The organism is Plantibacter sp. MMLR14_011 (genome assembly GCF_001865025.1).
GTDB lineage: Bacteria > Actinomycetota > Actinomycetes > Actinomycetales > Microbacteriaceae > Plantibacter > Plantibacter flavus_A.
Genome location: NZ_MJGW01000008.1, coordinates 157,369 through 169,421, shown reverse-complemented (window position 1 = coordinate 169,421; position 12,053 = coordinate 157,369). Strand labels below are relative to the sequence as shown.

Here is a 12,053-nt window from a genome sequence, read left to right as displayed (position 1 = left end):
CGAGCGCACTGCTCGATCCGGGCCTTCGTCGTCGGTGCTGCGCCCGATGGACGACCGACGATCAGACGTCGATGCTCTCCCGCGACAGCCGGTCGGAGCTGTCGACGATGAACTCCTTACGCGGGGCGACGTCGTTGCCCATGAGGAGTTCGAAGATCCGTCCGGCCGACTCCGCATCCTCGACCCGGACACGCCGCAGCGTCCGGTGACGGCGGTCCATGGTGGTCGTGGCCAGCTGGTCGGCGTCCATCTCCCCCAGGCCCTTGTAGCGCTGGATCGGTTCCTGGTGCTTCTTGCCGGTGCGCTTGAGATCGCTGAGCACCGCGTGCAGTTCGGCTTCGGAGTAGGTGTAGATCGTCTCGTTCGGCTTGGACCCGGGGTTCATCACGATGACGCGGTGGAGCGGCGGTACCGCGGCGAACACGCGGCCCGCTTCGATCAGCGGACGCATGTACCGGAAGAAGAGCGTGAGCAGGAGCGTCCGGATGTGGGCGCCGTCGACGTCGGCGTCGCTCATGAGGATGATCTTGCCGTAGCGGGCGGCGTCGAGATCGAACGATCGTCCGGAGCCCGCTCCGATGACCTGGATGATGGACGCGCACTCCGCGTTCGACAGCATGTCGGAGACGGAGGCCTTCTGCACGTTGAGGATCTTGCCTCGGATCGGGAGCAGCGCCTGGTAGGAGCTGTCTCGGGCGAGCTTCGCCGTGCCCAGCGCCGAGTCGCCCTCGACGATGAAGAGTTCACTGGACTCGAGGTTGCCCGAGCGGCAGTCGACCAGCTTGGCCGGGAGCGACGAGTTCTCGAGCGCGTTCTTGCGGCGTTGCGTCTCCTTGTGCGTCCGCGCGGAGATCCGGGACTTCATCTCCGACACGATCTTCTCGAGCACGAGCGCGGTCTGCGCCTTGTCGTCGCGCTTGGTCGAGGCGAACCGCTCCTTGAGCTCCTTCGTGACGACGTTGGCCACGATGGCGCGGACGGCCGGCGTGCCGAGGATCTCCTTCGTCTGGCCCTCGAACTGCGGCTCGGCGAGACGCACCGTCAGCACCGCCGTGAGGCCCGCGAGGACGTCGTCCTTCTCGAGCTTGTCCGAGCCGACCTTGAGTCGGCGGGCGTTCTGCTCCACCTGGGCGCGGAGGAACTTCAGCAGGCCCTGATCGAATCCGAGTTGGTGCGTGCCGCCCTTCGGCGTCGCGATGATGTTGACGAAGCTACGCATGACCGTCTCGTACCCGGTCCCCCACCTCAGCGCGATGTCGACCTCTGCCTCGCGCTCCACCTCGGTGGCGACCATGGTGCCCGACGGAGACAGCACCGGGACGGTCTCGGTGAACGTCCCGCTGCCGGTGAGGCGCCAGGTGTCCGTGAGTGCGGTGTCTCCCGCGAGGTGGTCGACGAACTCGGAGATCCCGCCCTCGTAGCGGAACACCGCCTCGGTCGGCTCCTCGACGGTCTCGTCGCGGATGTGGATCCCGAGCCCCTTGATGAGGAAGGCGGTCTGGCGCGCGCGGCCGAGGAGCTCCTCGGCCTGGAACTGGGCGCCCTTCGTGAAGATCTGGCGGTCGGCCCAGTAGCGGATCCGGGTACCGGTCACGCCGCGCTTGGTCTTGCCGATGACGCGGAGTTCACTCTGCTTCTCGAACGGCGTGAACGGTGCGTCCGGGGTCGGCTCCCCCGTGTCGGCGAAGATCCCCGGCTCACCGCGGTGGAAGGACATGGCGTAGGTCTTGCCGCCGCGATCGACCTCGACGTCGAGCCGCTCGGACAGGGCGTTGACGACTGATGCGCCGACGCCGTGCAGGCCGCCGGACGCGGCGTAGGAACCGCCGCCGAACTTCCCGCCGGCGTGGAGCTTGGTGAAGACGACCTCGACACCGGAGAGGCCGGTCTTCGGTTCGATGTCCACCGGGATGCCACGCGCGTGGTCGCGCACCTCGACGCTCTGATCGGCGTGGAGGACGATCTCGATCTGATCGCCGTACCCGCCGAGTGCCTCGTCGACGGAGTTGTCGATGATCTCCCAGAGGCAGTGCATGAGGCCACGCGAGTCGGTGGAACCGATGTACATGCCCGGTCGCTTGCGCACCGCCTCGAGGCCTTCGAGGACGGAGAGATGCCTGGCGGAGTAGTCGCTGCTCACGGTTCCCAGCGTAGTCGTCGCCGCCGACACGCCGAGCGAGACACTCGGCGCGTGGACGTCCGGACCCGCTCGACGACGCGTTGTCGCGGGCCGTCGACCCATCCGGCTGCGCGGTTGATCCGAATCATCTACGCGCACAGCGAAAAGAGCGCGGAATGGGACCCCGTTGTGACAATCGCGTGCTTTCATGAGTACTACGAGTTTCGTAGCCGCCCGAGTCAGGAGGAGCACATGTCACAGACTGCTACCGAGAGCACGCCGAGTGACCTCGACGCCCAGCAACTGACTGCCGCCGATCGTTGCGATCTGTGCGGAGCACAGGCCTACATCCGCGTGCAGATGAACAGCGGTGAGCTGCTGTTCTGCGCGCACCACGGCAAGAAGTACCAGGAGAAGCTGACGCAGGTCGCGACCGATTGGCACGACGAGTCCGCGCGACTCTTCACCGAGCAGCGCGCCTAGTCCACCGGCATCACGATGAAGGGCCCCGGATCCGAGATCCGGGGCCCTTCATCATGTCATCGAGGAGGCGCGGTCTCAGACCAGCGCGGGCTCGTTCACCCGCGGCCTCAAGCGAGTGCGGAGACGATCTGCGCTCTGGCGTTGGCGGCGATCTCGTCGAGGGCGTGGAGTTCCGGTGATTCGTCGAGCATCGAGGTGCCCGCGGCGACCGTGATCGCCAGACGGAGCAGCCGATCGGCCAGCTCCGGGTTCTTGGCGAGGACGGGACCGTGCAGGTGGGTTCCGACGAAGGGGCCGACCAGCGCACCCTCCGTGCCGTCGCCGTTGCCTCGTCCGTGCTGCACGGCGCCGATCGACTCGACACCCGTCCCGGCTCGGAAGTCCCGCCCGTGGTTCTCGTACCCGACGAGTACCGGGGCGTCGAGCTCGAGGCCGCCGCTCGGCACGACGACGAGGTCGTCACTCGCCCGCGTGCGCCGCAACGGGGCGTCGCCCTCGATGATGGCGAGGCCCTCGACCCAGCTCCCCGGCGCCAGCTCGAGCCGACGAGTGAGGAGCTTCCACCCGTTGGCGACCGCGAGGACGGGCACGCCGGCCTCCACCCAGGCGATGAACGCGTCGCGGAACGGCCGGAGCGCCTCGAGCACCTGTGGCGCCGACGGGTCGTCGCACGACCCGAGGACGACCGCGTGGACCGTGCTCGGGAGCTCGGCGACCGATTCGACCGGGACGAGCTCGACGGCGAGGCCACGCGCGCGCGCCCGGCGAGCGAGGACCGCACCGTTCTCGGCGTCGCCGTTCACATTGCAGCTCGAGGGCAGGAGGACGGCGATGGTGATCGTCGGCTCGGTCGTCATGCGTCGTCCTGATCGTTCGAGGCGAGGCCGAGGTGCGCGCGGGTGCGGCGCATCGAGTCGGCGGTGAAGATCACGGTCTTCCGACCGTGCGCGGGCGCCGGGAGGGCGAGGAACGCGTCCAACGCCGTGCCGAGGTCCGGTTCGACGCGGTCGATCTCGACGCCGTCGTAGCCCAGCTGCAGCGCGGCCTCCCAGGCCTTGGACCCCGACACGAGCGCCACACGACCGAGCCTCGACGTGTCGACCGGCCAGAGGTACGAGGGATCGCGGACGTCGCTTCCGACGGCCACCAGGATCTGCTCCGTGTCGGCCGCCAGGCTGTCCACGTTGAGCTGGAAGCTCGCGGGGTTCTGGACGAGGACGAATTCGACCTCGACACCGCGGACGGTCGTCACCTCGCCGCGGCCGAACACCGGCGTGAGCGCGTGGAACGACTCAGCCGCGGTGGCGAGCTGGAACTCGGGGCCGAGGATCGCGGCGGCGCCGGAGAGTGCGGCAGCCGCATCCACGGCGTAGTGCACGCCGCGGGCCGGCAGACGGAATTGGACGGGCTCGCCGCGGTGGGTGATGGACACCAGATCGCCGTCGAGGGCTTCGACGACGGTTCCGGAACCGGGATCGACCCGATCGGACGAGGTCGCGCTGTACCCGAGGCCGCGTGCGCTGGCGCCGAGCACGGCCGTCGAGACGCCGTACCGCCATCGCGTCGCGTCGCTGCCTGGAGCGACGGCGTCGACGAGCGCGTCATCGCCGTTCAGGACGAGCGACGTGCTCGATCGGGCAGCGATCGCGTCGAGCATGCGCGCCACCATGGCAGCGTCGTGGAAGCGGTCGATCTGGTCGACGGACACGTTGGTCAGGATGACGTGGGCGGGCGCGAGTCGCGGCGCGATGAGCGCGCCGTGTCCTTCGTCCATCTCGAGCACCCCGAGTTCGGCGTCGATCCGGCCGCGGAGGTCGGCTCGTTCGAGAAGGGCCGAGGTGAGCCCCTGCGAGATGTTCGCCGTCGACGGGTTCGTGAAGACCGCCACGCCGTGGGCACGCAGGATGCCGACGAGCATCTTGGTCGTCGTCGACTTCCCGCTCGAGCCGCTCACGATCACGAGACCACGCGGGAAGGCGTTCAACGTGTCGGGAAGGAACCCGGGCGCGATGCGGTTGACCACGAGGCCGGGAACGGCCGATCCCCCGCCCGGCTTGCGCAGCCTGGCGAGGAATCGGACGGCACGACCGGCGAGGATGGCCGGGGCGTAGCGCATGCTCCTACTCGAGGTAGTCGCGGAGCGACTGGGATCGGCTCGGGTGACGCAGCTTCGCCATGGTCTTCGACTCGATCTGCCGGATCCGCTCTCGGGTGACCCCGAAGGTGTCGCCGATCTGGTCGAGCGTCTTGGGCATGCCGTCGCCGAGACCGAAGCGCATCCGGATGACGCCCGCTTCCCGCTCGGAGAGCGAGTCGAGGAGCGACTCCAGCTGCTTCTGCAGCATCGTGAAGCTGACGGCGTCGGCCGGCACGACCGCCTCGGTGTCCTCGATGAGGTCGCCGAACTCGCTGTCGCCGTCCTCGCCGAGGGGCGTGTGCAGCGAGATGGGCTCGCGGCCGTACTTCTGGACCTCGATGACCTTCTCGGGCGTCATGTCGAGTTCGCGGCTGAGCTCCTCGGGCGTGGGCTCGCGGCCCAGGTCCTGCAGCATCTGCCGCTGGACGCGGGCGAGCTTGTTGATGACCTCGACCATGTGCACCGGGATGCGGATGGTGCGCGCCTGGTCGGCCATGGCACGCGTGATGGCCTGACGGATCCACCAGGTCGCGTAGGTGGAGAACTTGAAGCCCTTGGTGTAGTCGAACTTCTCGACCGCGCGGATGAGGCCGAGGTTTCCCTCTTGGATGAGGTCGAGGAACTGCATGCCGCGGCCCGTGTACCGCTTGGCGAGGCTCACGACGAGTCGGAGGTTCGCCCCGAGGAGGTGGCTCTTGGCACGGGCGCCGTCCTTCGCGACCCACTGGAGCTCACGACCGACCCGCGAGCGCTTCTCGAGGTCGGAGAGCTGGGCGAGTTTGTCCTCGGCGAAGAGGCCCGCCTCGATGCGCATCGCGAGTTCGACCTCTTCGGCCGCGTTGAGGAGCGCGACCTTACCGATCTGCTTGAGGTAGTCCTTGACCGGGTCGGCGGTGGCGCCGGTGATCGCGGCCGAGTACACCGGGATCTCGTCGTCGTCGCTGTTGGAGAGCACGAGTGCGTCGGTGGGGAGGGTGATCTCCGGCACGGACTTGTCGTCCTCCTCCTCGACCGCCTCGGTGGCGTCGCCCGCGGGCGCGTCGACCACGGCGTCGTCGGCGACGACCTCGACGACGACGTCCTCGTCGTCCGAGCCCTCATCGGGCTCCGTGCTCGACGTCGTACCCGCCTTGGCGCGGGTGGCCTTCTTGGGAGCAGCCTTCGCTCGGGTCGTGGTGGCCTTGGTGGTCCGAGCCTTCGCTGCGGGAGCCTCCGTGGCCTCGTCTGCTGGCGCTGCTTCGTCTGCGCGAGCCGTCTTGGTGGCCATAGCTGCACCTTCCTGTTCGGACCCGGCATGGACAGTCATCGCCGGATCGTCCGTGATTTCGGACATTACGAGGACCCATGTCAAGTCTTGGTGCAGTGCAACCCGAAAAGGGCCGCCGACATTCCGAGAGGTGAACGGGTCCGTGTTCCATTATAGCGCGCGCAGGAAGGCCACAGAGCCACAGGCCGTTTGTCAAGGGTGGGATCAGGGGACGAAGCGAACGCTCAGCGACGGCGCCCGAGCCTCGCTCGGACCGCGATCCACAGTGGACCGACGGCGATGCCCTCGTCCTCGGCGAAGCGTCTCCGGGTGCGGGACCGGGCGACGAGCAGCATCGCCACCCCGAACCCGACCACCAGGTACTGCACGGAGAAGGCGATCCGGAAGCTGTCCATGGAGTAGTCGGCACGGGATCCCCCGCTGACCGCGTCGATGATGAGTCCGATGAGGAACATCATGACGAAGCTGGCGAGGAACCCACCGACGTTCACGATGCCGTTCGCCCCGCCGAGCGCGCGGATGGGGTTGAAGGTACGGGCGAAGTCGAACCCGATGAGTGAACCGGGGCCCCCGACCCCGACCACGACGAACAGGACGATCACGAGCCACATCGGCGGGATGCCCGGCCAGAGGAGGAGTGCAGCCCAGGCGACGCCCATGACCGTGACGATCCCGAGCACGAGGTTGCTCCGCCGATACGGGAACCGCGCGGTGAGCACCCCGAGGACGGGCCCGGCGATCATGCCGGAGACCACGATCACGATGAGCAACGATGCGGCGAGGGGCTGCGGGTAGCCGAGGGCGTAGACCATGAAGGGGAAGCCCCAGAGCAGCGTGAGGACCGTGCCGGAGGACTGGGTGACGAAGTGCGACCAGAACCCGAGACGCGTCCCTGGCCGACGCAGACTGATGAGGACCTCGCGGACGACGTGGCCCCAGGTCTCCGGGCGCGGCGCCTCGTCGGAACCGGACGGCCGGTCGCGGACGACGATCAACACCCCGACGAGTGCCAGGAGGACGAGACCGGCCGCACTGAGGAACGCCGGCGACCAGCCGAACGCGTGCAGGACGAAGGAGAACGGCACCGCCGAGAGGACCTGTCCGATCTGCCCGATGTTGCCGACCCACTGCGAGACGATCGGCACCCGACGGGTGGGGAACCAGGAGTTCACGAGCCGCAACACGGAGGTGAACACCGCGGCGTCGCCGAGGCCGACCAGCATCCGGCCGACGATCGCGCCGCCGAGTTCGGTCGTGAGACCCAGCCAGATCTGGCCCGCCATGACGACCGTCAGCCCCGCGATGATCAGGACGCGAGGCCCGAGGCGGTCGATGAGCACCCCGACCGGGACCTGCATGGCGGCGTACACGATCAGCTGCGCGACCGCGAGGGTCGAGAGCGCGGCGGCGTCGATCTGAAACCGCTCGGTGGCGTCCACCGCCGCCACACCGAGCGTCGACCGCTGCATGACGGTGATGAGGTAGGCGAACACCCCGACGCCGAACACCCACCAGACGCGTCGAGATCCCACCGATCCAGCTTAGGTGGTCGAGCGGTCCTCGTCGCCGTGGCGCCGGCTCGCGAGGAACTTCTCGAGCTCCGCGGCGATCTCGTCGGCCGTCGGGAGCGCCCCGTCGATGTCGGTGAGCGGCGATTTCGGCGAGTTGTCGGCCATGTAGGCGTCGTACCGCTCCTCCAGCGTCGTGACCAGCTGGCCGAGCTCGTGGTTGGTCCCGACCTGCTCGTCGATCTTGGCGAGGAAGTCGCGGCTGTCCTCGCGGAGGCGGTCCGTGGGGAAGATGAGGCCGGTCGCCGCACTGAGGCTCTCGATCGCCGTGATCGCCGCGGCCGGGAACTCGGTGTCGGCGAGGTAATGCGGAACGAGGAGCACGAAGGCCGCGATGCTGTCGCCGCGCTCGTAGAGGCGGTACTCGAGGAGGTGGAGCACGTTGGACGGCACCTGGGTGCGGGGGCGCCAGACCGAGAGCGACTCGATGAGGTCGAACCGGTTGCCGCTGACGGTGACGCCGATCGGCCTGGTGTGCGGGACCGGCATCGGGATGGCGTGCACCCACGTCGTGTCGCTGACCCGGAAGCGGTCGACGAGCTCGAGCACGGCCGCGACGAAGCGGTCCCAGAGGAAGTCGGGCTCGAAACCGGTGAGCAGCAGGAACGGCGACCCGAGCTCGTCGTGGGCCAGCGACAGGGTCAGCCGAGGCGGCCGGTACTCCGTCAGGTGGTCCTGGTCGAACGAGATGATCGGCCGGCGGGCGCGGTAGTCGAGCAGGACATCGGCGTCGAACTCGGCGATGACCGTCGTGTCGAGGACGTCGTCGAGGTAGGCGTTCAACTGCCCGACCGCGCCGCCGGCGTCGGAGAACCCGGTGAGCCCCGCGACGAGGTGGAGGCCGGCGGGGATGTCGATCTCCGGGTGCACCTCGTAGAGGTCGTCAGGCGTAGGCATGGTTCAACTCTAAACGGGGGTGTCGCAGCGCCCTTCCCCTCCGAGCCTCGGCCGTACCGCCGAGAGCGAACACCGGCGGCCCCGCCTCGGTCCTGAACCGCTCGTGCCTACGATGGAGGCATGACGATCCCCGTGCTCTCCGTGTTGTCCGCCGCCGTCGAGGGAATCGAGGCCGAGCTGCTCGTCCTCGCGGTGAGGAAGGGCGACGACGGACCGGAGCTCCTGGCGCCCGACGTCTACGCGCCGCTCGCAGACGAGCTGCGCGCCTCCGGAGTCACGGGATCCGAAGACCAGGTGCGACGCCTCCCGGACCGGTTCGGTGCGGCCTCCGGTCTCGTGCTGGTCGGTCTCGGGCCGGATGCGGACGACGCGGCCTTCCGACGAGCGGCAGGTGCGGTGACCAGGACGATCGACGGCCAGGCCTCGATCGCGTTCGCGTTGACGGAGGAGACGGCCGCCGCCGCCGAAGCCGTCCTCGAGGGGGCGGCCATCGGCGCCTACCGCTACACCGCGTCGCGCGGTGTCGGATCCGCGCCGGCACCGACACCGCTCGGGTGGGTCACCGTCGTCGTCCCGTCGACCGTGGACGCACCGGATGCCGGGCTCGCGGAGCACGCCACCGCGGTCGCCGAGGCCATCGCGCTCGTGAAGGACCTGGTCAACACGCCGCCGAACGAGCTCTACCCGGCGACCTTCGCCGACGCGGCCCGCGCAGCGGTCGACGGCCTCGACGTCGAGGTCGAGGAATGGGACGAGACCCGCTTGGCCGAGGACGGCTTCGGCGGCATCCTCGGTGTCGGGCAGGGTTCCTCCCGGCCTCCGCGACTCGTCAAGCTGAGCTACCACCCTGAGGCGGCCCGGAGCCACCTGGCCCTCGTCGGGAAGGGCATCACCTTCGACAGCGGCGGCCTCTCGCTGAAGCCGCCGGTCTCGATGGTCGGCATGAAGTACGACATGACCGGCGCGGCGACCGTGCTCGCCGTCCTGGCCGCGGCCGCGCGTCTCGGAGTGCCCACCCGGCTGACCGCGTGGCTCTGCCTCGCCGAGAACCTCCCGTCGGGCACGGCGATCCGGCCGAACGACGTCCTCACCATCCGGGGTGGACGCACGGTGGAGGTCACCAACACCGACGCCGAGGGCCGGCTGGTCCTCGCCGACGGACTCGTCGCCGCAGGCGAGGAGGGCCCGGACGCCATCATCGACGTGGCGACCCTCACGGGAGCGGCGGTTGTCGCGCTCGGCAACCGCTACACGGGCGTCATGGGTGATGCTTCCTTCGTCACCGACCTCATCGCGACCGGTTCCGGTGCGGACGAACTGTTCTGGCCGATGCCGTTCCCCGCGGAGCTGCGCAAGGTCCTCGACTCCGACGTCGCCGACCTCGCCAACGCGAAGCCCGGCACCACCGCGGGCGGCATGCTCGTCGCAGGCACGTTCCTCCAGGAGTTCATCGCGGACCGCACCGACGAGGACGGCGGCACCACCCGAATCCCGTGGGCCCACCTGGACATCGCCGGGAGCGCGATGAACGGCGACGCCCCCTACGGCTTCACCGCCAAGGGCCCGACCGGCGTCGCGGTCCGCACCCTCCTCGCAATGGCCGAGGAGATTAGCCACCCGTAGTAAGGTCGGTGGGGGCGGTTCGACCCGCCTCGACGCCGCCGAACACACCACGACGGTTTCCGATCGACCACGAAGCACACACAAGGAGCAACGGAGTGTCCGAGCAGAATTTTGACCTGGTAGTCCTGGGAGGCGGAAGCGGCGGATACGCTGCGGCGTTGCGCGCTTCGCAGCTCGGCCTCACCGTCGGCATGATCGAGAAGGACAAGGTCGGCGGCACCTGCCTCCACCGCGGTTGCATCCCGACGAAGGCGCTGCTGCACTCCGCCGAGGTCGCGGACGCATCGCGCGAGTCGGAGAAGTACGGCGTCAAGTCCACCTTCGAAGGCATCGACATCGAGGGCGTCACGAAGTACCGCGAGGGCATCGTCGCGAAGAAGTACAAGGGACTCCAGGGCCTCGTGAAGGCCCGCGGCATCACCACCATCGAGGGTGAGGGCCGTCTGGTCTCCCCGACGAGCGTGCAGGTCGGCGACGACCTCATCACCGGCAAGAACGTGATCCTCGCGACGGGCTCCTACAGCCGCTCGCTCCCCGGTCTCGAGATCGGTGGCCGCGTCATCACGAGCGAGCAGGCGCTGCAGCTCGACTTCGTGCCGAAGAAGGTCGCCGTCCTCGGCGGCGGCGTGATCGGCGTCGAGTTCGCGAGCGTCTGGAAGTCGTTCGGGACCGAGGTCACGATCATCGAGGCGCTCCCCCACCTCGTCCCCAACGAGGACGAGTCGATCAGCAAGGCGCTCGAGCGCGCGTTCCGCAAGCGCGGCATCGAGTACTCGCTCGGCGTGCGGTTCCAGGGCGTCACCCAGGACGACTCGGGCGTGCACATCACGCTCGAGGACGGCAAGACGATCGACGCCGAGCTGCTGCTCGTCGCCGTCGGCCGTGGCCCGTCGACGGCCGGACTCGGCTTCGAGGAGGTCGGTGTCACCATCGACCGCGGCTTCGTGATCACCAACGACCGTCTCGAGACGAACATCCCCGGCCTCTACGCCGTGGGCGACATCGTCCCCGGCCTGCAGCTCGCGCACCGCGGCTTCCAGCAGGGCATCTTCGTGGCCGAGGAGATCGCCGGTCTGAAGCCCGTCATCATCGAGGACGTCAACATCCCGAAGGTCACGTACAGCGACCCCGAGATAGCGTCCGTCGGTCTCAGCGAGGCCAAGGCGGCCGAGCAGTACGGCGCCGACAACATCACGAGCTACGACTTCAACCTCGCCGGCAACGGCAAGAGCGAGATCATCGGCACGAGTGGCAACGTCAAGGTCATCCGGGTCAACGACGGCCCCGTCATCGGTGTGCACATGATCGGCGCCCGCGTCGGTGAGCTCATCGCCGAAGGCCAGCTCGCCGTCAACTGGGAGGCCTACCCAGAGGACATCGCGCCGCTGATCCACGCGCACCCCACGCAGAACGAGGCGCTCGGCGAAGCATTCCTCGCGCTCGCAGGCAAGCCCCTGCACGCGCTGTGACGCATTCCGAACACCCCAATAAGCTAGTGAACACACAACAGGTTTCAAAGGAGACAAGGTCATGAGCGAATCCGTCAGCCTCCCGGCACTCGGCGAGAGTGTCACCGAGGGTACGGTCACCCGCTGGCTGAAGAATGTCGGCGACACCGTGGAGGTCGACGAGCCACTGCTCGAAGTGTCGACCGACAAGGTCGACACCGAGATCCCTTCGCCCGTCGCGGGTGTCATCGAAGCGATCCTCGTCCAGGAGGACGAGACCGTCGAGGTCGGCACCGCTCTCGTGACCATCGGTGATGGCTCGGGTGCGGCTGCGGCCGAGGAGCCCGCGCCCGCCGCGGAACCGGCTGCTGCCGAGCCCGCTCCGGCCGAGCCCGCCCCCGCGGCCGAGCCCGAGCCGGCACCTGCTGCCGCGCCGGCTCCTGCTGCTGAGGCGGCTCCCGCCGCTGCGCCTGCTGCAGCTCCGGCTCCCGCTGCTGCACCGGCTCCCGCC

10 protein-coding genes are annotated in these 12,053 nt (G+C 68.8%); 4 read left to right on the top strand and 6 right to left on the bottom strand.

Features of this window, described 5'->3' with window-relative positions; all coding sequences use genetic code 11:
* Positions 1–61: 61 nt before the first annotated feature.
* Positions 62–2,140, bottom strand: a complete 2,079-nt coding sequence (locus BIU99_RS05230; RefSeq protein WP_064293779.1) for a type IIA DNA topoisomerase subunit B — start codon at positions 2,138–2,140, stop codon at positions 62–64.
* 231 nt (positions 2,141–2,371) lie between these two features.
* Between BIU99_RS05230 and BIU99_RS05225 the strand changes: the two genes are divergently transcribed.
* On the top strand, positions 2,372–2,602 hold the full coding sequence (locus BIU99_RS05225; RefSeq protein WP_056011197.1) for a hypothetical protein: 231 nt from the start codon (positions 2,372–2,374) through the stop codon (positions 2,600–2,602).
* Between the two features lie 107 nt (positions 2,603–2,709).
* On the opposite strand, the gene BIU99_RS05220 is transcribed toward BIU99_RS05225, so the two are convergent.
* The 5 genes from BIU99_RS05220 to BIU99_RS05200 all read right to left on the bottom strand — a co-directional run bounded on the left by BIU99_RS05220 (position 2,710) and on the right by BIU99_RS05200 (position 8,471).
* Positions 2,710–3,459 (bottom strand): hypothetical protein, encoded by a 750-nt coding sequence (locus BIU99_RS05220; RefSeq protein WP_064293778.1) that lies wholly within the window; start codon positions 3,457–3,459, stop codon positions 2,710–2,712.
* Positions 3,456–4,718 carry a MurT ligase domain-containing protein gene (locus tag BIU99_RS05215; protein ID WP_071260064.1) on the bottom strand — a complete coding sequence of 421 codons (1,263 nt, stop codon included), beginning with the start codon at positions 4,716–4,718 and terminating at the stop codon, positions 3,456–3,458. The genes BIU99_RS05220 and BIU99_RS05215 overlap by 4 nt, the downstream gene beginning before the upstream one ends.
* A 4-nt stretch (positions 4,719–4,722) precedes the next feature.
* The gene (locus BIU99_RS05210) at positions 4,723–6,045 is read right to left on the bottom strand and encodes an RNA polymerase sigma factor (RefSeq protein ID WP_079003921.1); all 1,323 of its coding nucleotides are present in this window, start codon (positions 6,043–6,045) and stop codon (positions 4,723–4,725) included.
* 185 nt (positions 6,046–6,230) lie between these two features.
* Positions 6,231–7,538, bottom strand: a complete 1,308-nt coding sequence (locus BIU99_RS05205; protein ID WP_071260062.1) for a nitrate/nitrite transporter — start codon at positions 7,536–7,538, stop codon at positions 6,231–6,233.
* A gap of 9 nt (positions 7,539–7,547) precedes the next feature.
* On the bottom strand, positions 7,548–8,471 hold the full coding sequence (locus BIU99_RS05200) for a proteasome assembly chaperone family protein (protein WP_071260060.1): 924 nt from the start codon (positions 8,469–8,471) through the stop codon (positions 7,548–7,550).
* Between the two features lie 120 nt (positions 8,472–8,591).
* On the opposite strand from BIU99_RS05200, the gene BIU99_RS05195 reads away from it, so the two are divergent.
* The 3 genes from BIU99_RS05195 to BIU99_RS05185 all read left to right on the top strand — a co-directional run.
* A complete protein-coding gene (locus BIU99_RS05195) occupies positions 8,592–10,094 on the top strand; it encodes a leucyl aminopeptidase (RefSeq protein WP_071260058.1) in 1,503 nt (500 codons plus the stop codon).
* 95 nt (positions 10,095–10,189) lie between these two features.
* Positions 10,190–11,563, top strand: a complete 1,374-nt coding sequence (lpdA, locus tag BIU99_RS05190) for a dihydrolipoyl dehydrogenase (protein ID WP_064293772.1) — start codon at positions 10,190–10,192, stop codon at positions 11,561–11,563.
* A 61-nt stretch (positions 11,564–11,624) separates the two neighbouring features.
* Positions 11,625–12,053 (top strand): biotin/lipoyl-containing protein (locus BIU99_RS05185; protein WP_305790349.1); only part of this gene is annotated, 429 nt, incomplete at its 3' end.

Excerpts from the sequence above, each read along its gene's own strand:
- BIU99_RS05225 (WP_056011197.1), top strand. The coding sequence starts at position 2,372 with ATGTCACAGACTGCTACCGAGAGCACGCCGAGTGACCTCGACGCCCAG.
- BIU99_RS05220 (WP_064293778.1), bottom strand. The coding sequence starts at position 3,459 with ATGACGACCGAGCCGACGATCACCATCGCCGTCCTCCTGCCCTCGAGC.
- BIU99_RS05215 (WP_071260064.1), bottom strand. The coding sequence starts at position 4,718 with ATGCGCTACGCCCCGGCCATCCTCGCCGGTCGTGCCGTCCGATTCCTC.
- BIU99_RS05210 (WP_079003921.1), bottom strand. The coding sequence starts at position 6,045 with ATGACTGTCCATGCCGGGTCCGAACAGGAAGGTGCAGCTATGGCCACC.
- BIU99_RS05200 (WP_071260060.1), bottom strand. The coding sequence starts at position 8,471 with ATGCCTACGCCTGACGACCTCTACGAGGTGCACCCGGAGATCGACATC.
- BIU99_RS05195 (WP_071260058.1), top strand. The coding sequence starts at position 8,592 with ATGACGATCCCCGTGCTCTCCGTGTTGTCCGCCGCCGTCGAGGGAATC.